Here is a 21,290-nt window from a genome sequence, read left to right on the forward strand (position 1 = left end):
CTTATTATACCCCTTCTTCCAGCAGGATATCTCCTGTCGTGATCGTTTTCATACCGGTTTCCGTGTCCAGCAGCAGGCGGCCATCCTCGGCCAAACCTGCAAATTTTCCCTGTTCATAAGTAGTTCGGCTGCTAACGACAAGGGGCGTCCCCACCGGATGCGCCCGATCAAGCCACGCCTGTCGTAATGCGCCAAAGCCATTTTGCTGCCAAACAGCACACCAATCTGTCAGGCAGGAAAGAATACATTGGGCAACATCTTTTGCTGGCGGAACCTCGCCATACTGACCCAAGCAAGCTGCAAAGCGTCCTGTTTGCTGTTGGGATGGCGCCTGCGTGAGATTTGCACCAAAGCCTATAACAAGGCGACCGCCTTCCCGCTCTATCAGGATACCGCCTGCTTTTTGGCCATCCAATAAAAGATCATTCGGCCATTTTATCATGAGATGCCCCGCCACAGCAGGCACGGCGCGCAGCAATCCATCATAAAACGCCAAAGAGGCGACAAACGGCCACCCCCCCAGCATATCCTGTCCTGCCTGTTGCGCATCCAGCAAAACAGATAAAGCAAGACTTTGCCCGGCATCCACCCACTGGCGGCCACGGCTGCCTCGGCCTTGGGTTTGCCTATACGCTAAAACCGCAAGACCGGAATCTACCCCATGCCGCGCCTGTTCCAGGCAGAAATCAGAGGTAGAGCCCAGTTCTGCAAAGCATTCAAGCCGCCACGGGCTAGACTGATCTTTCATCCGCCCAGAGCAAGTGCGGCCTGATGCGCCCATGCCATGAGAGGGCCCATTCCTGCAACAAACAAGGCAGTTGCCAAACCCATGCTGCCGGAAACAAATAACAGGCTAGGGGCAGGACGATCCAGCACTTCTGCTGGGCTATCAAAATACATCACCTTCACAATCCGCAGATAATAATACGCACCAACTATGCTGGAGAGTGCGCCAATTACCACCAGTACGTAAAGGCCAGACTGCCAAGCCGCGGCAAAAACCAGAAATTTACCAAAGAAACCAGCCAAAGGTGGTGCCCCCACCATGCTGAACATAAACAACGCCAAAACAGCAGCCATTGCCGGATCTGTACGCCCAAGGCCTGCCAGATCGGAAATGCTTACAACCTCACGCCCTTTCCGTCGCATCGCCGTAATGCAGGCAAATACACCTGCATTCATCACAAAATAAGCCGCCAAATAAATAAGCGTGGCCTGTATGCCTGCAAGCGATGCTGCCGCCAGCCCCATCATGGCGTATCCCATATGACCAATGGAGGAATATGCCATCAGGCGTTTGATATTGCCTTGAGGAATAGCTGCAAAAGCCCCGTACACCATGGACAGCACGGAAACGGTTTCTATCAAGATCTGCCAGCGCGGAGCGACTGTGCCAAACGGCCCAGCCATAACACGCAAGAACAACGCAAAAGCTGCAAATTTTGGAGCCCCTGCCATATAAGCTGTTACTGGAGTGGGCGCACCTTGATAGACATCTGGCGTCCACATATGAAACGGCACGGCTGAGAGTTTGAAGCACAGGCCGGTAACAATAAAAACAATCCCGACAATCAGCCCCATTGGCAGAGCGCCTGAAGCTCGAATGGCCGCTACCAACCCTGTATATTCCATGGTGCCTGCATAACCATACACCAGCGAAATACCATAGAGCAGCAAACCAGAAGCCAAAGACCCAAGTACGAAATACTTCAACCCGGCTTCTGATGACAGCACGCTATCCCGCTCCATCGCACACAAAATGTAAATGGACAGAGATGAGAGTTCCAACCCCACAAACAGTGTCATCAAATTGGCGGAAGATGCCATGATCATCGCGCCTAAAGTTGAAAACAGCATCAGCACCGGAGTTTCAAACGGCAGGGTAGTTTTATCCCGCGTACGGTAACTAAACGTTAGCGCCACAGCGACCAATGCACCTGCCAGTATCAGCATCTTCATGAAGCGAGCAAAACCATCATTCACAAAGGTGCCTGCATACCCTTCCCCCATTGGTGAAAGCAGCACCAGAGACCCGGATACGGCAAATGCTGCAATGCTCAGCATGGCAGAAGAGAAAAACCCCTCCCCTTTCCGCTGTAATACACCGGCTACCAGAATAACAATGCCAGACAACGCAAGCACAATTTCTGGCACTGCTATTGTCCAGTTAAAGCTGGTCATACTCATTGCACCATACCCCGTAGGTAGGAGGAAAAAGGAAAGGGTAAAACCGTTTCGCGCATTATGTTCACCTCTTCCTCAACCACACAGTGCCACGGTTAACAGCACAACCAACCCGGCCAGCACCGTAAAGGCATAAATGGCGATAGATCCTGTTTGCAGCTTTACCGCTTGAGCTGCACTTGTACGCGCAGCCTGCACCACATCATGCGGCACGGCTTCCACCACGCCTTCTTCCCCATCTTTCCAGAGAACACGTGCAATTGCCGTATAGGGACGCACAAAAATGGCATCATACAATTCATCAAAATACCATTTGTTCAGTAAGAAGCGGTAAAGCGGCCCGCAAGCCCGCGCCATATTGGTTGGCAAAGCAGGGTTCAGCACATAACACAGCACAGCTAACGCAATACCGGCCAGACCCGCCAAAGAGGGCAAGATGGCAACAATGCCAGGCACATGCTCCAGATTTTCCATAATTGCATTATCTGGAGCATTGAAAATGGCCCCTTCCCAGAAACCGATCTGGTGCGTGCCAATGTAAAATGGAGCCAAAAGAATACCCGCAACAACAGCGCCAAAAGCCAATAGCACCAAAGGTACACTCATAACGGCTGGACTTTCATGTGCTGCATCCCGCGCATGGGTATCCGCTGCCTGACCATGAAACACCAGAAAAATAAGCCGCCAGCTATAAAAAGCCGTGAGAAACGCAGTGATCGTGCCCAAGCTCCACGCATACATGCTAGCCGAAGAACCGGTGGACCACAGCGCATTCAGAATGGCATCCTTGGACCAATAGCCTGCAAACGGAAACACACCAGCAAGTGCCAAGCTGCCTATCCACATGACTGTGTAGGTGAGTGGCAGCTTTTTCCATAAACCGCCCATCTTAAACATGTTTTGTTCATCATGCATGGCATGGATAACGGAACCAGCACCAAGAAACAGAAGCGCTTTGAAAAAGGCATGTGTTGTCAGATGAAAAACCGAAGCCTGATACGCTCCCACACCTACTGCGGCAAACATGTAACCAAGCTGGGAACAGGTAGAATACGCAATGGTGCGTTTGATATCTGGCTGCACCATACCCACCGTTGCAGCAAAAAAGCAGGTTGTTGCACCAATAAGAATAATGAATGTGCGTGTTGCAGGCGCAAACTCTAACAATGGAGACATACGCGCCATAAGAAACACACCTGCCGTAACCATTGTGGCCGCATGAATAAGGGCAGATACAGGCGTTGGGCCTTCCATTGCATCTGGCAACCATGTGTGCAGAAACAACTGAGCCGATTTACCCATAGCCCCCACAAATAGCAGCAGGCAGATAACTTCCAACATACGGAAGGAAATACCAAACAGCGTGTAGGATGCGTTCAGAACCTGCGGAACCTGTGCAAAAATGGCATCATACTGCACGGTATGGAACAGCACATAAATCAGCCCGATGCCTACAAGGAAGAATAGATCCGCCACGCGGTTGACCACAAACGCCTTGATAGCTGCGGCTGTTGCGGATGGGCGATCATACCAGTAGCCAATCAACAGATAACTGGCGAGCCCCACCCCTTCCCATCCGAAAAAAAGCTGGATCAGATCATTAGAAGAAACCAGCATAAGCATGGCAAAGGTGAATAAGGAAAGATAAGAAAAAAACCTGTATGTGGGCATGGAGTCATGGCTCATGTAGCCAAGGCTGTAACAATGCACCAGCAACGAAACCACAAGCACCATTGCCACCATAGTGGCAGATAGCGCATCAAACCTTAGCGTCCACGTGGCATCAAACCCACCAGCATGAACCCATTGTCCAAGATGCACTGTGGAATGGCCAAAACCAGCAAGCCATCCCCCCCACAAAGCCCCAATAGCACAAAGCGTCGCAATGCCCATGCACACAAGGGTAACGGCTTTGGCTAAAGTATCGCCCATGAGGCGACCACCAAGACCAGCTACGGTAGCCCCTACAAGCGGTGTAAGAACAGCGGCGGAAAAGAGGTTAAGATCGGGCTGCATAGCCAATCATCCCTTCATCATCGTCACGTCTTCGACCTGGATGGACCCACGATTACGGAAATACACCGTAACAATAGCCAGACCGATGGCAGCTTCTGCTGCGGCAATTGTAAGCACAAACAGGACCATGACCTGCCCAGACAAATCTCCATGCGCAGAAGAAAATGCAACAAGGTTGAGATTGGCCGAAAGCAGAATGAGTTCCATGGACATCAGCAGGATGATGACGTTCTTGCGGTTTAGAAAAATACCAAACACACCCAGAACCAGCAGTGCCGCGCTAACAAAAAGATAAGGCCCAATACCTATGGGAGCGATCGCGGATGTCATGGCCTGTTCTCCTCTTTTTCCGCCACAGCCTGATTTCCAGAACCATAGGAACCGGGAACCGCTGTTTCGTAATAGGAGCCTTTGGGCCGCAGGAAACCACCGCTTTCAAACACGTTTTCGCCAAGTGGCAGTTGTACAAGCTCCAGCGTTTCTTCAACTGTGCGTGCGTGTTGCTTATCTATATTCTGGCGACGGCCTGTGGCGCGTTCACGCAAGGTCAGCACGATAGCGCCTATCATGGCGACCAGCAGCACAAGCCCACACGCCTGAAACAGAAAAACATAGTGTGTATAAATAACAGTTCCCAAAGCTTCTGTATTGGTAAGCTGAGGCGCAGGATTAAGAGGTGCCACAATGTTGGCTGGTGCCATTTTCCAGTTGCTGAACGCCATAAGCAACTCGGCAAACAAAACGCCCCCAACACACACGCCTAAAGGTGCGTGTTTCTGAAAACCTTCACGCAGACTGCTGAAATCTATATCCAGCATCATCACAACAAACAGGAACAGAACAGCCACTGCCCCCACGTAAACAATAACAAGCAGCATGGCCAAAAACTCGGCCCCGGCCACTAGGAACAAACCCGCTGCATTAAAAAATGCAAGGATAAGAAAAAGTACGGAATGCACCGGGTTACGTGCGCTAATGACCATTACAGCCGAAAACAGCAGCACCGTTGCAAAAACGTAGAAAACAAGCTGTGCCATCATTGGCCAACCTCCTGCCATGTCATGGCCTGCATCTGCTCAGCGATACGGGGCATCTAATTCCAGACGCCGCGCAAGCAGCGCTTCCCACCTGTCTCCATTCGCTAAAAGCTTGTCTTTGTCGTACATCAGCTCTTCGCGTGTTTCGGTGGCAAATTCGTAGTTCGGACCTTCAACAATGGCATCTACCGGGCATGCTTCTTCACACAGGCCGCAATAGATGCACTTTGTCATATCAATGTCGTAGCGTGTGGTGCGGCGAGATCCATCATCACGCTCTTCCGCCTCAATGGTAATAGCCTCTGCCGGGCATGTCGCTTCACAAAGCTTGCAGGCAATACAACGCTCTTCCCCATTGGGGTAACGGCGCAACGCATGTTCACCCCTAAATCTGGGTGATAGCGGCCCTTTTTCATAAGGGTAGTTCAATGTTACTTTTGGGCGAAACATCATACGGAAAGTGGATGACATGCCCCCCACCAACTCTTTCAGCAAGAAAGAGCGCAGCGTGTTACCTAAAGCACCCATCAGTTCACACCTCCCATATGGGGCAGCAGACCCGTTACCATAAGAAAACCTGCAGTTCCGATCATCCACAAAAGGGAAAGTGGCAGGAATACTTTCCAGCCCAGCCGCATAAGCTGATCGTAGCGATACCGTGGGAACGTGGCGCGCACCCAGATAAAGACAAACAGACAGAAAAGAATTTTGAAAATCAGCCACAAAGGGCCTGGCACCCATGTAAGTGGAGCAATCCCCAATGGTGGCAACCACCCGCCTAGAAACAGAATGCTGACCATAGATGACATAAGGATCATGTTTGCGTATTCACCCAGAAAGAACAGGCCAAACGCAAGGAATGAATATTCTACAAAAAAACCTGCCACCAGCTCGCTTTCCCCTTCGGGAAGATCAAATGGCGCGCGATTTGTTTCTGCCAGTGCCGATATAAAAAATACAATAAACATCGGGAACATAGGCAAGCAGAACCAGACATGGCGCTGTGCCAGCACAATATCGTTCAGGTTCAGGCTGCCAACAGCCAGTAATACGGAAACAATGACCAGGCCAATAGAAACTTCGTAAGAAACCATCTGCGCGGCAGAGCGTAATCCACCAAGAAAGGCATATTTGGAATTAGATGCCCACCCAGCGATAAGAATACCGTAAACACCTAATGAGGAAATAGCCAAAAGGTAGAGAATACCCACATTGATATTGGCAACTGCCAAACCGTTACCTGTAGGAATAACCGCCCATGCCACCATGGCCAACGAAAAGGTAAGAAACGGTGCAAACAGGAACAAAGCACGGTTTGCGCCTGCTGGAATGATTGTTTCCTTTACAATCATCTTGATGGCATCAGCAAAAGCCTGAAGCAGACCAAATGGGCCATTCACATTCGGCCCACGGCGACGCTGCATGGCGGCCATCACCTTGCGTTCCATCAGCGTAAGATACGCAACAGCAATAAGTAGCGGCACCAGAACGGCCAGCGTTTCCAGCAACATCAGAATAATCTGGCCAGCAAGGGTGTGATAAAAGAACTGTCCCATTGGCCTTACTCCGCTGCTATCGCGCGAGGCACGCTATAAACTTTTGAACATTCCGCCATAGTGGGGCTGGCGCGGCTGATAGCGTTAGTCTGGTAATAATCTGGAATGACAGACCTGAAAGGTGCAGACATAAAGCTTTTGTCCTCATCTTTTTTCTGTTGTGCGGCAATGGTCTGAGAAGCTGCAAGCCTTGTAATATGCCCAACATGTGCAAATACAGGATTTACATCCGCCATGCGTGCATGCAGTTCCTCCACCGTATTATACGGCAATGTATGCCCACACACTTCGGAAAAAGCCCTAATAATACGCCAATCTTCCCGCGCTTCTCCTGGAGCAAACACAGCCCGAAAAGCACGTTGAACACGACCGGCCGTATTTACATACGTGCCTGATTTTTCCGTATAAGCGGCCCCTGGCAGAATAATATCTGCCCGCTTGGCGGCTGCATCACCATGGTGGCCCTGATACACAACAAACGTTTCTGGTGAAATACGTTCGACGGGAAGCTCGTCTGCGCCCATCAACCATAAAATTTCCACCCCACCACGCAGCATGTTGGCAGTGGCGCATCCGTGTGGGCCAGGCACAAAACCAATATCCAACGCCCCTACCCGAGATGCTGCGGTATGCAGAACGTTAAAGCCATTCCATCCTTCTGCAACCATGCCTGTTTTTTCAGCTAGAGCATAATCCGATCAGTCTGGTTCATATCCAGCGGCGGTGAAGCACGCGGCGGCCTGGCGATGAGAGATATCGTCAATTGCTCCACAGACGGTATTTTGAAGAGCGTCGACGCGGAAATCTCACAGAAGGGTTGTACATCGGGTTAGATTATGAAAAAGTCTGTTTTGTACAAAATAATTTTTCATAAGCAATAAACGAACCCGATGCAGACAGAGTGTAGCGCAGGCGCGTATGAGTTTCCAGCCTCCTGTGGACGGCGTGTTGTGGCCCGTTTTGACGGGGGTCGCATGAGTTCGGATGGGGGCGTCATTCTGGTGAAGCAGGCTGATGACATTCTGGGGCTCAGCCGCCGCTTTGCTGCCTGTTTTCGCGATGAACGGCATCCCGGCTTTGTGGAATACCGGGTTGAAGACCTTGTCCGTCAGCGGATCATGGGCCTGGCACTGGGCTATGAAGACCTTAATGACCATGACGCTTTACGTCATGATCCTGTCATGGGTCTGGTATCGGGACGTCTGTCAGGAAGCCGGGCCAACTGTGCGGCACTGGCAGGCAAATCCACGCTGAACCGGTTGGAGCGCAGTGGGCAGCAGGCAGATCGTTACTGCCGCATCATTGCTGATCATGAGGCCCTGGCTACCCTGTTCGTGACGCTTTTCATGGACCAGCATGAGCGCGCACCCGCCCGGATCGTTCTGGATGTGGATGCCACCGATGACCGTATCCATGGCCATCAGGAAGGCCGCGCCTTTCATGGATATTACGGCCATAACTGCTATCTGCCCCTGTATGTCTTCTGCGGGGACCATCTCCTCAGCGCTACCCTGCGCACGGCAGACAGGGACCCGGGGAAGGAAGCACTGGCAGACATCCGCCGGATCGTGGAGCAGATCAGGAGCCGCTGGCCCCGGGTGCGTATCCTGGTGCGTGGGGACAGCGGTTTCGCCCGGGACAGTCTGATGACATGGTGCGAAGACAACCACGTTGACTTCCTGTTTGGGCTTGCAGGCAACACCCGCCTGTATGACCGGATTGCCTCTTTGTCCGCTGAGGTTCGTGACGAAGCCGCCACGACAGGCAGAGCTGCGCGCGGCTTTGCCTCCTTTGACTGGATCACAAAGGACAGCTGGACGCGCCGCAGGCGGGTCGTGGCCAAGGCCGAATGGCGCCATGGCAACCGCTATCATCGCTTTATTGTCACCACGCTACCGCAGGGAATGTCCGACCCCCGCCATCTCTACGAACAGATTTACTGCGCACGCGGGGATATGGAAAACCGCATCAAGGAATGCCAGATGGATCTGTTCTCAGACAGGACCTCGTCCCACACCATCCGGGCCAACCAGCTCCGGCTGTGGTTCTCGGCCGCAGCCTATGTCCTGCTGACCGCTCTGCAAAGACTGGCCCTTGGCCAGACCAGCCTGGAGACGGCGACCTGTGGCACCATACGCGCACGACTGCTCAAAATCGCGACACGTGTAACGCTCAGCGTCCGTCGGATTGTCCTGTCCATGCCGGACATGTTCCCCTGTCAGCATGAATTCGCCCTCGCTCATGCACGATTGCGAAGGCTCCGGCAGGCCATCTGAAGAAACAGACAGTGCACAGACCACATAGCTTCCACCAACACTGCCTTCTCAGGCCGTGACACCCTCACTGCGTTCAGAACCCGCCGCCAGAAGCAGAATATCGTCAATATTCCAGATCGGGCTCCTGTGGGATGACTGAACTCTACAAAATGACCTGAAATTGCCTCAAGTGTGAGAAATCCGCGTCGAGGGTTCGCGGTGCCACCCGTCTGATCCACGCCTTCATTTTGGCGAAGATGTTTTCGATCGGGTTGAAATCAGGACTGTAGGGCGGCAGGAACAACAACCTGGCGCCGACTGCCTCCACAGCCTCGCGGGCAACGGCTCCTTTATGGGCGGGCAGATTGTCCAGAATGACGACGTCTCCCGGTGATAAGGTTGGAACGAGCACCTTGCGGGTATAGGCGGCAAACCATTCGCCGGTCATTGGGCCGTCCAGCATCATCGGTGCTGTCATGCCGGAGAGGCGCAGCCCGCCGATGAACGTCGTGGTTTTCCAGTGCCCGTGGGGCACGGACATCCGACAGCGCGTGCCCCGTTGTGACCGCCCCCGCAGGCGAGCCATCTTCGTTGAGACGGCTGTTTCGTCGATGAAGATCAGACGGGTCGGATCAAGGTCAGGCTGGCTGTCAAACCAGGCCTCGCGCTGCTGTGCGACGTCGGGCCGTGTCTGCTCGCTGGCGTGCGCCGTTTTTTTTGATGGTCATGTCGTGACGGTCGAGACAGCGCCAGATCGTGCTCGGCGCAAAGCGGACACCGTGTTCCGCTGCAAGTGTCTCCGCCAGTTCGACAAGGGAAATATCGGCCTTTGTTTCAATCGCGGCCAGCAGGAAGGTTGACCACGCTTCAATCCGGTGAGAACGGCGATCGCCGCCCTGTTTAAGCGCATGGTCACGACCGCTGGCCTGCCACTCAGCAACCCAGCGGATAACGCTCGACGAAGACACACCAAAACGAACCGCCGCCGCACGACGGGTCATGCCAGAGGCAACAGCCGCAATCGTGCGGCGGCGAAGGTCAGCAGACAGGGCTCGGGTCATACGGGCCGGCCTCCATACCGGCACATAGTATGAATCAGATTTCGACCAGTATGGGAATCTTAAAATGAACCTATTAGATCGGATTATGCTCTAACTGTTTACAAGCTGCGTAAACGGCAGGTGCATCCTGACGGGTTAAGGCCCCATGCCCAAGAATAATCATAGGACGAGAAGATTTTTGCAAAACTTCCGCAAAAACATGCTCTCCCGCCAAAAGTTTATCCAGAACATCCGGTCCATCAGCCAGAATATCAACCTGATATGTTGGATCAGAAACAAACTGACCGATACTAGCTATAGGAAAGCCGCCTCGCCCTGCATCCAGATACCGCTTACGAATACGGGTATTTAAAACAGGGGCCTCACGCCGTGGCTCTACCCCCACTAACAACAGAGCATCTGCCTCATCTATTCCGGCAATATCGCTGTTAAACAGGTAATTTGCGCGTGCGCTCAAATCATACCATGCGCTATCCTGTCGGCAGTCCAAGTTTGATGAGCCAAGGCTGTTCAAAAAATCCTTAAGGGCACACAGGCTTTCCACATCACACAGATCACCGGCAATGGCACCGATTTTTTCACCCGGCACGCCTTCTAGCCTGCGCGCTAGAGAAACAAATGCCTCCTGCCATGTGGCCGGATGCAACTTACCATGCACACGCACCCAAGGCTGATCAAGCCGCCGACGCTTGAGCCCATCAACCGAAAAACGTCCTTTGTCAGAAAGCCATTCTTCGTTCACTTCGTCATTCACGCGCGGTACAATGCGCATAACTTCACCGCCGCGCGCCTGAATCTGGATATTCGTGCCCAGCGCATCCATAACATCAATGCTGTCTGTTTTTTTGTATTCCCATGAACGCGCATGAAAAGCCGATGGCTTAGATGTAAGGGCACCTACAGGGCAAACATCTATCAGATTTCCTGAAAGTTCTGATGTCAGCGCTTTTTGTACGTATGTGGTGATTTCAGCATTTTCACCGCGTGAGACCATACCTAGCTCAGGCGTGCCAGCTACTTCCGTACTAAACCGAACACAACGTGTGCACTGGATGCAGCGCGTCATGACCGTTTTAACCAACGGCCCAAGATCTTTGTCTGTTACTGCGCGTTTTTCTTCATGATAGCGCGAAATACCAGATCCATATCCGTAAGCCTGATCTTGCAGATCACACTCCCCACCCTGATCACAAATGGGGCAATCCAACGGATGGTTAATCAGCAGAAATTCCATAACAGCACGGCGTGCGCGGCGCACAACCTCTGTATCCGTAAAAATCTGCATCCCTTCAGAAATAGGAAAGCCGCAGGATGCAACAGGCTTGGGCGCACGCGCCACTTCTACCAGGCACATACGGCAATTACCGGCAACGGAAAGCCGTTCATGATAACAAAAGCGCGGTATTTCCTTTCCGGCAGCCTCGCAGGCCTGCAAAGCACTAAAACCTGCAGGCACATCTACCGGTGTACCGTCAACAATGACCTTCACCATTATTCTTACTCCGCCACCACAGGCACACCGCCCGCAGGCACCTGCACCAAGCCAGTGCCACCATACGCAGCCTTGTACTGCCGAATTCGGGCTTCCATTTCTGGCCGGAAATGCCGGATCAGCCCCTGAATGGGCCATGCTGCGGCGTCACCCAGCGCACAAATAGTATGGCCTTCCACCTGCTTGGTCACCTGCTCCAGCAGATCAATTTCTTCTATTTCGGCTGTGCCCTGCACCATGCGGTTCATCATGCGCATCATCCACCCGGTGCCTTCCCGACATGGCGTGCACTGCCCGCAGCTTTCATGTTTAAAGAACTTTGAAAAACGCGCGATGGCTTCAATAATATCTGTGGATTTATCCATTACAATCATGCAAGCCGTACCTAAACCGGAACGTTCTGCACGCAAACTATCGTAATCCATCAACACAGTTTCACAGATAGATTTGGGCAGCACAGGAACAGAGCAACCACCGGGAATAACGGCCAGCAGATTATCCCACCCACCGCGCACGCCACCGCCATGTTTTTCAATAATCTCTTTAAGTGGAACGCCTAATTCTTCTTCAAACACACAAGGTGTATTCACATGGCCGGAAATGGCCATAAGTTTTGTGCCTGCATTATTGGGCCGCCCTAAGCCAGAAAACCAGGCAGCCCCACGCCGCATAATGGTGGAGGTAACAGCTATGCTTTCCACATTATTTACTGTGGTTGGGCAACCATACAACCCAGCCCCTGCCGGAAACGGGGGCTTCATACGGGGTTGGCCTTTTTTGCCTTCCAAGCTTTCCAGTAGAGCTGTTTCTTCCCCACAAATATATGCGCCAGCACCACGATGGATACGGAAATCAAAATCCCATCCGCTACCAGCAGCATTTTTTCCGAGTAAACCAGCCGCGTAAGCCTCATCTATAGCTGCCTGAAGGCGCTCGGCTTCTCTACAAAATTCGCCACGGATATAAATATAAGATGCATGCGCCCCCATAGCGAAAGAGGCAATCATTGCGCTCTCTATCAGCTTATGTGGTTCATGCCGCATAACTTCCCGGTCCTTACAGGTGCCGGGTTCTGATTCATCTCCATTAATAACGAGATAATGGGGGCGGCCATCAGACTTTTTGGGCATGAATGACCACTTTAACCCGGTGGGAAAGCCCGCCCCACCCCGCCCGCGCAGGCCAGACGCTTTCATTTCCGCCACGACTGCATCTCGCCCTTTTGCGATAATATCTGCTGTATTCTCCCAGCCTCCCCGTTTACGCGCTGCGGGCAAACGCCAATCATTCTGGCCATAAAGATTGGTGAAGATACGGTCTTTATCCTGAAGCATGGCCGTTTCTCCTATTTCTGATCCGGGGATGACGCAGACGTTTCCAAAAGAGTTTTTCTGCCCCCTTCCGGTGCTGAGCACATACGGTTAATAGCTGGCCCAGCTTCTGACCTACGGCCTGCACGCAAATCTGCAATTAATGCTTCTGTGCGTGGACCATCCATATCTTCGTAGTAATCATCATCAATTTGCAGAATAGGTGCGTTGGCACATGCACCCAGGCATTCTACTTCTGTTAGCGTAAACAGACCATCTGCACTGGTTTCACCAAAATGATGAATCCCCGTTGCCTTACGGCAAGCCTCTGTTACCGCATTCGAACCACGTATAACCAGCATGGTGTGGTTGTGCAAACCTGAAGGTGATAGCGACCAATCGGCTTTGTGTTGAACATGGTGTAAAAAGAAGCAACCTCATACACACGTATTGGTGCCATCTCTAACCTGTGGGCAATTTCATCCATTGCCACAAGAGGTATCCATGCACTGCCGGTTACACGGCCCATCTGGCGCTGTGCAATATATAAAAGTGGCATAACTGCACTGGCTTTGCGTTCTTCTGGGTATTTTTTAAGAACATTTACAATTTCTGCTTCAGATTCATCATCAAAAGCAAAACTCTCCGGCTGTTTTGCCGGGGCCCAGGTGGTGTTCATCGGTCAACCTCCCCGAACACAAGATCAAGCGATCCGATAATGGCCACTATGTCTGCCAGCATACCGCGGCGAGACAATTCATCAATGGCCTGAAGATGAGCAAATCCTGTTGGGCGAATTTTGCAGCGATAAGGTCGGTTGCTTCCATCAGCAACCAGATACACCCCAAACTCTCCTTTAGGACTTTCTACCGCTGTATAGGTTGCACCGGGGGGTACGTGATACCCTTCGCTAAACAACTTGAAGTGATGAATGAGCGCTTCCATAGAACGCTTCATTTCTGCGCGTGGTGGCGGGCTGAACTTGGGGTCCTGCACCTTTACGTCTCCAGGGCGTATCTGGGCTAGGCATTGCTCAATAATCTTGACGCTTTCACGCATTTCCGCAACACGTACCAAATACCGATCATAACAATCGCCCTGCCGCGCTACCGGCACATTGAATTTAACTTTGTGATAATTGTCATAGGGCTGATTACGACGCAGATCCCACGGCACACCAGAGGCACGCAAACACGGTCCGCTAAAGCCCCAAGCTAATGCTTGCTCTGTTGTAAAAACGCCAATACCAACAGTGCGCTGTTTCCAGATACGGTTTTCAGTCAGCAAACCTTCGAGTTCATCAATCCATTTTGGAAACTCTTTGGCCCATACACCTATTTTATCTTCCAACTCTGCAGGAACATCACGTGCTACACCACCGGGGCGAAAATAATTGGCATGAAACCGTGCGCCAGATGCTGCCTCGTAAAACTCCAGAAGTTTTTCGCGTTCTTCATACCCCCACAAAGCAGGGGTAACGGCCCCACAATCTAGCCCCATAGCTGTAAGGTTGAGAATGTGGTTCAGAACACGCGTGATTTCCGCAAACATGACACGCAGCCACTTGGCACGTTCCGGAATTTCAATGCCTAGAAGTTTTTCCGTTGCCAGTGCAAATGCTTGCTCCTCACACATCGGAGAAACGTAATCCAGCCGATCAAAATACGGCAGAGCTTTCTGATAAGTTTTGTATTCTATCAGCTTTTCTGTGCCACGATGCAAAAGCCCAATATGAGGCACAGCACGTGCCACCACCTCGCCTTCCATCTCCAGAACCAAGCGCAACACACCATGCGCAGATGGATGCTGAGGCCCAAAATTCAGTGCGTGAGAATCAATTTCCACAACCTTGCGTGGTTCTTCTTCTGCCACCTTTTCTGGCACAAGACTTTCTGGAACATCTTGGCGCAGCACAGTATCTGCTGTTTCGATAAAGGTGTTTTTTACTTCAGTCATCAGCCGGACCTCTTCATGCCCTGTCTGACTTCATGCGCTTTTTCGTCTCCGGGCAAAGTCAGCATGCCCTCCCATGGGGAAACGAAATCGAAATCTCGAAAATCTTGTGTCAAAGAAACAGGTTCTTTTACCACTTGCCTACGCTCCACATCGTAGCGGACCTGCTCATAGCCCGTTAAAGGGAAGTCCTTACGCAGTGGATGTCCCTCAAACCCATTATCTGTGAGAATACGCCGCATATCGGGTTGACCTGAGAAAACCACTCCAAACAGATCATAACATTCACGCTCCCACCATGTAGCGCAGGGCCATAAATGGTGCACGGAAGGCACGGCGGTCATTTCATTTGTCTGTACAATGACGCGAATACGGTGGTTATGCGTGACAGACAGGAGATTATAAACAACCTCAAAGCGTTGCGGTCGTTCTGGATAATCTACCCCACATAGATCCATCAGTTGCTCAAAACGGTATGATGGATGATCCCTCAGCAACTCGAAGAAACTCAATAAATAATCTCGTTCTATTCGAACGACCAACTCACCTTTTTCTACTGCCGCATAGGAAACTGAGGGCACGGTTGCCATAAAGGTAAAGGCCATGGCAGCCAGTCGCCCCTCAAGGCGCCCCTGCCGAGGATTTACAGGAAGTTCAGCCACGGAGAATGGTCCCTGTCCGACGTATTTTTTTCTGAAGCAGCATGATGCCGTAAATCAAAGCTTCTGCCGTAGGTGGGCAGCCCGGCACATACACATCTACAGGCACAATGCGATCACACCCACGCACAACAGAATACGAATAGTGATAATACCCACCGCCATTGGCACAGGAGCCCATGGAAATAACCCAGCGTGGTTCAGCCATCTGCTCGTACAATCGGCGCAGCACAGGAGCCATTTTGTTGGTAAGCGTGCCAGCCACAATCATGACATCAGACTGACGCGGAGATCCTCGCGGGATAATACCCATACGGTCTAGATCATACCGCGGCATGTAAGCGTGGATCATTTCCACCGCGCAGCAAGCCAGCCCAAAGGACATAGGCCACAAGCTGCCTGTGCGCCCCCAGTTTACCAACTTATCCAAATTGGCAACAACAAAGTCTTTTTCGGCCAGAACGCCCGTAATACCCCGCACAACAGCATCTTGCTCTGGGCCGGGTGGAAGCGCTTCACGGTTCCATATAACCGCATCCTGCTGGTTGGCTGTCATGGCTGTATCTCCCTCACCTCAATCCCAATCCAGCGCGCCCTTGCGCCATTCGTACAAAAAGCCAATGCCCAGCACGGCCAGAAACCCAAGCATAGAAAGAAAGCCAAACAGCCCAATGCGCCCTAAAGTGATGGCCCACGGGAACAGGAATGCAACTTCCAGATCGAAAATGATGAACAGAATGGCGACCAGATAAAAACGCACATCAAACCGACGGCGCGCATCATCAAATGCTTCAAAACCGCATTCATAAGCTGTGAGTTTTTCAGAATACGGTTTCTGGTGGCCGCTTAGTAGCGCCATACCCAGCATGGCGGCGGCAATAATAACCGACATGCCCCCAAACACGAGAACTGGCGCATAGTCACCAAGAACAGACTGCATGGTGTGGTTCCTGCACATGTTTAAGCCGCAGTGGCTTTTGTTTCATGCAGCAACCCTAGCCCCAACATCCTGCGCACGGATATGCACGAACGCGTTGGGTATGGGGCACTTTCTTGTGAAGGCCGAATTTTAAAGGGGAATTGAGAGGTCAGAGAATGTTCTGACCAAAACACACACAGGCAGCAATGGAACTAAGTCCATTGTGCATGTGGGTTACCATTTGGGGAAATGGTGGGCAATGACGGGATCGAACCGCCGACCATCTCGGTGTAAACGAGACGCTCTACCGCTGAGCTAATTGCCCGAGCCCTATGTGCCATAAACAGAAAAGGCCGACAACCCCTTTTTTTGAGATTGTCGGCCTTTTTCAGAAAAAAATTTTCTGACGGAATTAACCGCTGACGGCATCCTTCAGCGCCTTGCCCGGCTTGAAGCGGACAGAGGTGGAAGCAGGGATATCGATTTCTTCACCCGTACGCGGGTTGCGGCCTTTAGCAGCCTTGCGGGTTGCGGTCACGAATGTGCCAAAACCAACCAGACGTACTTCCTGCTTTGTGGACAGGGCCTTTTCGATCGCACCGAATACGGCATCGACCACTTCACCGGCTTTTGCCTTGGGCAGGTCAACAGCTTCAGCCACTGCTGAAACGAGTTCCTGCTTATTGAGCGGCTTCTCCATCCTTACGCCTTTCTATTTCTTACATCTGTTCGGAACGGCGGGCGGCCTTTTCGTCCGCCTGTCCGCTACCTGAACGCACTATGAAGCCGTTTTCCGCCACGTCAACCAAGCAAACGCAACTTCGTGGGCTCTTACCCCTTCTATTCAGTGTGGCAACACCGGAAGAGTGGATTCTCCACTAGCCGCTGGCAGTGGATCTGGCACATCTTCCCACTCAATTGGCTGAGGCTGACGCACCAGCGCACGCGCCAGAACTTCATCCACATGAGAGACAGGAACGATTTCCAGTTTCTTCTTCACGTTTTCAGGGATTTCCGTAAGGTCCTTCTCATTTTCCTTGGGAATGAACACTGTACGAATGCCCGCACGCAAGGCCGCAAGCAGCTTTTCTTTCAAGCCACCAATAGCCAGCACACGCCCACGTAAGGTGATTTCACCCGTCATGGCTACATCCCGACGGATGGGAATACCTGTCAGCACGCTCACCAAGGATGTGACCATCGCCACACCGGCGGAAGGGCCATCTTTGGGAGTCGCACCTTCTGGCACGTGCACATGGAAGCTGCGCTTATCAAACAAGGTGGGCACAATGCCAAAGCTGGTTGCCCGACTCCGTACAAAGGAGAATGCCGCAGAAATGCTCTCCTTCATCACGTCGCCCAGTTTACCGGTTTCAACAATACCACCCTTGCCCGGCACCATAACGCTTTCAATGGTCAGGATTTCCCCGCCCACTTCGGTCCAAGCCAGACCGGTTACAACGCCAACCATGTCTTCTGCCTCAGTTTCCCCATAGCTGAAGCGGCGCACACCTGCGTATTTATCCAGATTCTTGGAAGTAACAGAAACTTTCTTGGCCTTACCGGTGACAATTTCCTTCACGGCCTTACGGGCAAGCCGTGCAAGTTCACGTTCCAGATTACGTACACCAGCCTCACGCGTGTAATAGCGAATCAGATCACGCACGGCGTCATCTATAATCGACCATTCACCCGGCTTGAGGTTATGCGCCTGCGTTTGCTTGGAAATGAGGTGGCGTTTAGCGATTTCCACCTTTTCATCTTCCGTATAGCCGGACAGACGAATGATCTCCATACGATCCAGCAGAGGCTGCGGCATGTTCAGGCTATTGGCTGTGGTAACGAACATGACATCAGACAGATCGTAATCTACTTCCAGATAATGATCTGCAAATGTGCTGTTCTGTTCCGGATCCAACACTTCAAGTAGTGCGGATGCCGGATCTCCACGCCAATCAGACCCCAGCTTGTCAATTTCATCCAGGAGGAACAGTGGATTCGAGACTTTCGCCTTCTTCATCCCCTGAATGATCTTGCCGGGCATGGAGCCAATATACGTGCGGCGATGGCCACGGATTTCAGCTTCATCACGCACGCCACCCAGTGACATACGCACATAGTGCCGCCCCGTTGCCTTGGCGATAGAACGTGCCAAAGACGTTTTACCAACACCCGGAGGACCTACCAGGCACAGAATCGGGCCTTTCAGCTTCTGGGACCGACTTTGAACAGCCAGATATTCCAGAATCCGCTCTTTAACCTTTTCCAGACCATAGTGATCTGTATCCAGAATTTTTTCTGCTTCTGTCAGATCATGTTTGACCTTAGTCCGCTTTTTCCACGGAATACTCAGCAACCAATCCAGATAATTCCGCACAACTGTAGATTCGGCAGACATCATGCTCATGCCACGCAGCTTTTTCAGCTCCGCTACAGCTTTTTCATGCGCTTCCTTAGAGAGCTTGGTTTTAGCAATGCGTTCTTCCAGTTCGGATGTTTCATCCTTACCGTCTTCGCCTTCACCCAGCTCTTTCTGAATCGCCTTGAGCTGTTCGTTCAGATAGTACTCGCGCTGCGTTTTTTCCATCTGGCGTTTAACGCGGTTGCGAATCTTCTTTTCAACCTGAAGAACATCAATTTCCGCCTCAATATGTGCGAAAACCTTTTCCAACTGCGCCATGACTGTTGGCGCTTCCAGAATTTCCTGTTTTTCCGCAATCTTAAGGTTCAGGTGGCTGGTTACAGTATCTGCCAGCTTAGCCAGATCACTGATCTGATTCAGAGAAACCAGCACTTCGGACGCAATCTTCTTGTTGAGCTTCATATACTGCTCAAACTGAGACACGATAGAACGCCCAAGTGCCTCGGCTTCTGGCCCTTCAGCCGCCTGCTCTGGCATATCCTCAATATCGGCCTCGAAGTGCCCTTCCACCTCGTGCAAGGTTTTTACGCGTACGCGCTTCACCCCTTCCACCAGCACCTTCACGGTGCCGTCTGGCAGTTTCAGCAACTGCAGAATGGTTGAAAGCGTGCCAACCCGATAAATATCATCGGCTGAAGGATCATCCTGCGCCGCATCTTTTTGGGCAACCAGCAGAATGTGGCGGTCATCTTTTGTGACCGTTTCCAAAGCTTTTACAGATTTTTCGCGCCCAACAAACAAGGGCACAATCATATGCGGGAACACCACAATATCGCGCAGTGGCAGAACAGCCACATGCACCGGAGCTTTAGCAGCTTCCTGAGCTTCTGGCTCTGCTGCGGCTTCTACAACTGGTGTAGTTTGAGGCGTGGCTTCTGCTACCACTTCCGGCTTGGTTTTTGTTGCAGTCCGGCGTCTGCGTTTCACTGGTTTTTCGTTATCAGCCATGATGATGACCTCCTGACAAGGACGATCCGGACACGGCACCCGCCTTGCGGCATACCCTGTTCCGTACAAGAGCCAACGCGGTGAAAGCTCTTTTGTCTATCCTTATGTCGTTATTCACAGCGTTTTACACAATGGGACAGTGACAAAAACAGCGCTGGAGCATGTGCCGCCAGCGCTGTTTTGTGAACATTTCCCAACTTAAGCAGATTGTTCTGCCGGGACGTCTTTCTTTTTTCCGTAGACATAGACCGGACTGGCCTTGCCTTCCGCAACATCCCGGTTAACCACCACTTCCTCTACATTTTCGAGGCCCGGTAGATCGAACATGGTCGACATCAGGATACTTTCCAGAATGGAGCGTAACCCACGTGCACCCGTCTTTCGCACAATAGCGCGATCTGCAATGGCTTTTAGCGCATCATCCGTGAAGTCCAGCTGTACATCTTCCATCTGGAACAAACGCTGATACTGCTTAACCAACGCATTTTTGGGTTCTGTCAAAATCTTGATAAGCGCAGCTTCGTCCAGATCCCCCAGCGTTGCAATAACTGGCAGACGCCCAATGAATTCTGGAATCAGGCCAAACTTCATCAAGTCTTCCGGTTCTGCGTCGTGCAGGATTTCCCCCGTCTTACGCTCATCTGGAGCACGTACATCGGCGCCAAAGCCAATGTTGGTTCCCTTACCGCGGGCAGAAATAATCTTGTCTAGCCCAGCAAAAGCACCACCGCAGATAAACAACATGTTGGTAGTGTCTACTTGCAGGAATTCCTGCTGCGGATGCTTGCGCCCACCCTGCGGAGGAACAGAAGCAACTGTGCCTTCCATCAGTTTCAGCAGCGCCTGCTGCACACCTTCACCGCTTACATCGCGCGTGATGGAAGGATTATCTGACTTTTTAGAAATCTTGTCGATTTCATCAATATACACAATGCCACGCTGTGCGCGTTCCACATTGTAGTCAGATGCTTGCAACAGCTTGAGAATGATGTTTTCAACATCTTCCCCCACATACCCCGCTTCTGTCAGGGTTGTAGCGTCCGCCATTGTAAAAGGCACATCCAGAATACGCGCCAGCGTCTGGGCCAGCAGAGTTTTGCCGGAACCTGTAGGGCCAATAAGTAGGATGTTGGATTTTGCAATCTCAACATCACCAGCTTTGGCAACCTGCGTAAGGCGCTTATAATGGTTATGCACAGCCACAGACAAAACCTTTTTGGCTTCAGCCTGCCCGATTACATAATCATCCAGAACCTTGCAGATTCCCCGCGGTGTCGGCACACCCTCGCGCGATTTAACAAGGGAAGTCTTGTTCTCTTCACGGATGATATCCATGCAGAGCTCAACACACTCATCACAAATGAACACCGTGGGACCGGCAATCAGCTTGCGAACCTCATGTTGTGACTTTCCACAGAACGAGCAGTAAAGCGTGTTCTTAGAATCACCGGACTTCGTATTCATCAGCCCACTCCCTC

General features: G+C 51.8%; 17 protein-coding genes, 1 tRNA gene and 4 pseudogenes. 1 reads left to right on the forward strand and 21 read right to left on the reverse strand.

The window, feature by feature from the left end:
* Positions 1-4: 4 nt before the first annotated feature.
* From A4S02_RS06345 to A4S02_RS06380, 8 genes and pseudogenes are all read right to left on the reverse strand, one after another.
* Positions 5-748, reverse strand: coding sequence for a biotin--[acetyl-CoA-carboxylase] ligase (locus A4S02_RS06345; protein ID WP_070323278.1), 744 nt, complete (start codon positions 746-748; stop codon positions 5-7).
* On the reverse strand, positions 745-2,187 hold the full coding sequence (gene nuoN / locus A4S02_RS06350) for an NADH-quinone oxidoreductase subunit NuoN (protein ID WP_070323279.1): 1,443 nt from the start codon (positions 2,185-2,187) through the stop codon (positions 745-747). The genes A4S02_RS06345 and nuoN overlap by 4 nt, the downstream gene beginning before the upstream one ends.
* A 72-nt stretch (positions 2,188-2,259) precedes the next feature.
* A complete protein-coding gene (gene nuoL / locus A4S02_RS06355; protein ID WP_070323280.1) occupies positions 2,260-4,200 on the reverse strand; it encodes an NADH-quinone oxidoreductase subunit L in 1,941 nt (646 codons plus the stop codon).
* 6 nt (positions 4,201-4,206) lie between these two features.
* Positions 4,207-4,530, reverse strand: a complete 324-nt coding sequence (gene nuoK / locus A4S02_RS06360; RefSeq protein ID WP_006116568.1) for an NADH-quinone oxidoreductase subunit NuoK — start codon at positions 4,528-4,530, stop codon at positions 4,207-4,209.
* The gene (locus A4S02_RS06365; protein WP_019088403.1) at positions 4,527-5,258 is read right to left on the reverse strand and encodes an NADH-quinone oxidoreductase subunit J; all 732 of its coding nucleotides are present in this window, start codon (positions 5,256-5,258) and stop codon (positions 4,527-4,529) included. The genes nuoK and A4S02_RS06365 overlap by 4 nt, the downstream gene beginning before the upstream one ends.
* An 18-nt stretch (positions 5,259-5,276) precedes the next feature.
* A complete protein-coding gene (gene nuoI / locus A4S02_RS06370; RefSeq protein WP_019088402.1) occupies positions 5,277-5,765 on the reverse strand; it encodes an NADH-quinone oxidoreductase subunit NuoI in 489 nt (162 codons plus the stop codon).
* Entirely contained in the window at positions 5,765-6,793 is a 1,029-nt protein-coding gene (nuoH, locus tag A4S02_RS06375) for an NADH-quinone oxidoreductase subunit NuoH (protein WP_070323281.1), read from the reverse strand. Before nuoH ends, nuoI begins: the two co-directional genes overlap by 1 nt.
* A gap of 5 nt (positions 6,794-6,798) precedes the next feature.
* A pseudogene (locus A4S02_RS06380) lies at positions 6,799-7,479 on the reverse strand (molybdopterin-dependent oxidoreductase); the annotation flags it as partial.
* A gap of 204 nt (positions 7,480-7,683) precedes the next feature.
* On the opposite strand from A4S02_RS06380, the gene A4S02_RS06385 reads away from it, so the two are divergent.
* Positions 7,684-9,069: an IS1380 family transposase gene (locus A4S02_RS06385; protein ID WP_070323251.1), complete on the forward strand. Its 1,386-nt coding sequence runs from the start codon at positions 7,684-7,686 to the stop codon at positions 9,067-9,069.
* Between the two features lie 142 nt (positions 9,070-9,211).
* On the opposite strand, the pseudogene A4S02_RS06390 reads toward A4S02_RS06385, so the two are convergent.
* The 13 genes and pseudogenes from A4S02_RS06390 to clpX form a co-directional block, all read right to left on the reverse strand.
* A pseudogene (locus A4S02_RS06390) lies at positions 9,212-9,703 on the reverse strand (IS630 family transposase); the annotation flags it as partial.
* Positions 9,699-10,109 (reverse strand): helix-turn-helix domain-containing protein, encoded by a 411-nt coding sequence (locus A4S02_RS06395; RefSeq protein WP_070322643.1) that lies wholly within the window; start codon positions 10,107-10,109, stop codon positions 9,699-9,701. The pseudogene A4S02_RS06390 and the gene A4S02_RS06395, both read right to left, overlap by 5 nt.
* 91 nt (positions 10,110-10,200) lie before the next feature.
* Positions 10,201-11,601 (reverse strand): annotated as a pseudogene (gene nuoG, locus A4S02_RS06400) (NADH-quinone oxidoreductase subunit NuoG); the annotation flags it as partial.
* Between the two features lie 5 nt (positions 11,602-11,606).
* Positions 11,607-12,935, reverse strand: coding sequence for an NADH-quinone oxidoreductase subunit NuoF (nuoF, locus tag A4S02_RS06405; protein ID WP_070323284.1), 1,329 nt, complete (start codon positions 12,933-12,935; stop codon positions 11,607-11,609).
* Positions 12,936-12,946: 11 nt separating this feature from the next.
* A pseudogene (locus A4S02_RS06410) lies at positions 12,947-13,590 on the reverse strand (complex I 24 kDa subunit family protein).
* Positions 13,587-14,867, reverse strand: coding sequence for an NADH-quinone oxidoreductase subunit D (locus A4S02_RS06415; RefSeq protein WP_070323285.1), 1,281 nt, complete (start codon positions 14,865-14,867; stop codon positions 13,587-13,589). The pseudogene A4S02_RS06410 and the gene A4S02_RS06415 overlap by 4 nt, the downstream one beginning before the upstream one ends.
* On the reverse strand, positions 14,867-15,526 hold the full coding sequence (locus A4S02_RS06420) for an NADH-quinone oxidoreductase subunit C (RefSeq protein ID WP_019088396.1): 660 nt from the start codon (positions 15,524-15,526) through the stop codon (positions 14,867-14,869). Before A4S02_RS06420 ends, A4S02_RS06415 begins: the two co-directional genes overlap by 1 nt.
* On the reverse strand, positions 15,519-16,079 hold the full coding sequence (locus A4S02_RS06425; RefSeq protein ID WP_070323286.1) for a NuoB/complex I 20 kDa subunit family protein: 561 nt from the start codon (positions 16,077-16,079) through the stop codon (positions 15,519-15,521). The genes A4S02_RS06420 and A4S02_RS06425 overlap by 8 nt, the downstream gene beginning before the upstream one ends.
* 18 nt (positions 16,080-16,097) lie before the next feature.
* Positions 16,098-16,463, reverse strand: coding sequence for an NADH-quinone oxidoreductase subunit A (gene ndhC / locus A4S02_RS06430; protein ID WP_019088394.1), 366 nt, complete (start codon positions 16,461-16,463; stop codon positions 16,098-16,100).
* A gap of 229 nt (positions 16,464-16,692) precedes the next feature.
* Positions 16,693-16,767: transfer RNA gene (locus A4S02_RS06435), tRNA-Val, on the reverse strand.
* Positions 16,768-16,854: 87 nt separating this feature from the next.
* A complete protein-coding gene (locus A4S02_RS06440; protein ID WP_003624117.1) occupies positions 16,855-17,142 on the reverse strand; it encodes an HU family DNA-binding protein in 288 nt (95 codons plus the stop codon).
* Positions 17,143-17,286: 144 nt separating this feature from the next.
* A complete protein-coding gene (gene lon, locus A4S02_RS06445) occupies positions 17,287-19,812 on the reverse strand; it encodes an endopeptidase La (RefSeq protein ID WP_070323287.1) in 2,526 nt (841 codons plus the stop codon).
* Positions 19,813-20,010: 198 nt separating this feature from the next.
* Positions 20,011-21,276 (reverse strand): ATP-dependent Clp protease ATP-binding subunit ClpX, encoded by a 1,266-nt coding sequence (gene clpX / locus A4S02_RS06450; RefSeq protein WP_070323288.1) that lies wholly within the window; start codon positions 21,274-21,276, stop codon positions 20,011-20,013.
* Positions 21,277-21,290 lie beyond the last annotated feature (14 nt).

It is taken from the genome of Acetobacter ascendens (assembly GCF_001766235.1).
Taxonomy (GTDB): domain Bacteria; phylum Pseudomonadota; class Alphaproteobacteria; order Acetobacterales; family Acetobacteraceae; genus Acetobacter; species Acetobacter ascendens.

What these genes read in the sequence shown, in the direction of transcription:
- A4S02_RS06345 (WP_070323278.1), bottom strand. Translation starts at nt 748, where the DNA reads ATGAAAGATCAGTCTAGCCCGTGGCGGCTTGAATGCTTTGCAGAACTG.
- nuoN (WP_070323279.1), bottom strand. Translation starts at nt 2,187, where the DNA reads ATGAGTATGACCAGCTTTAACTGGACAATAGCAGTGCCAGAAATTGTG.
- nuoL (WP_070323280.1), bottom strand. Translation starts at nt 4,200, where the DNA reads ATGCAGCCCGATCTTAACCTCTTTTCCGCCGCTGTTCTTACACCGCTT.
- nuoK (WP_006116568.1), bottom strand. Translation starts at nt 4,530, where the DNA reads ATGACATCCGCGATCGCTCCCATAGGTATTGGGCCTTATCTTTTTGTT.
- A4S02_RS06365 (WP_019088403.1), bottom strand. Translation starts at nt 5,258, where the DNA reads ATGGCAGGAGGTTGGCCAATGATGGCACAGCTTGTTTTCTACGTTTTT.
- nuoI (WP_019088402.1), bottom strand. Translation starts at nt 5,765, where the DNA reads ATGGGTGCTTTAGGTAACACGCTGCGCTCTTTCTTGCTGAAAGAGTTG.
- nuoH (WP_070323281.1), bottom strand. Translation starts at nt 6,793, where the DNA reads ATGGGACAGTTCTTTTATCACACCCTTGCTGGCCAGATTATTCTGATG.
- A4S02_RS06385 (WP_070323251.1), top strand. Translation starts at nt 7,684, where the DNA reads ATGCAGACAGAGTGTAGCGCAGGCGCGTATGAGTTTCCAGCCTCCTGT.
- A4S02_RS06395 (WP_070322643.1), bottom strand. Translation starts at nt 10,109, where the DNA reads ATGACCCGAGCCCTGTCTGCTGACCTTCGCCGCCGCACGATTGCGGCT.
- nuoF (WP_070323284.1), bottom strand. Translation starts at nt 12,935, where the DNA reads ATGCTTCAGGATAAAGACCGTATCTTCACCAATCTTTATGGCCAGAAT.
- A4S02_RS06415 (WP_070323285.1), bottom strand. Translation starts at nt 14,867, where the DNA reads ATGACTGAAGTAAAAAACACCTTTATCGAAACAGCAGATACTGTGCTG.
- A4S02_RS06425 (WP_070323286.1), bottom strand. Translation starts at nt 16,079, where the DNA reads ATGACAGCCAACCAGCAGGATGCGGTTATATGGAACCGTGAAGCGCTT.
- ndhC (WP_019088394.1), bottom strand. Translation starts at nt 16,463, where the DNA reads ATGCAGTCTGTTCTTGGTGACTATGCGCCAGTTCTCGTGTTTGGGGGC.
- A4S02_RS06440 (WP_003624117.1), bottom strand. Translation starts at nt 17,142, where the DNA reads ATGGAGAAGCCGCTCAATAAGCAGGAACTCGTTTCAGCAGTGGCTGAA.
- lon (WP_070323287.1), bottom strand. Translation starts at nt 19,812, where the DNA reads ATGGCTGATAACGAAAAACCAGTGAAACGCAGACGCCGGACTGCAACA.
- clpX (WP_070323288.1), bottom strand. Translation starts at nt 21,276, where the DNA reads ATGAATACGAAGTCCGGTGATTCTAAGAACACGCTTTACTGCTCGTTC.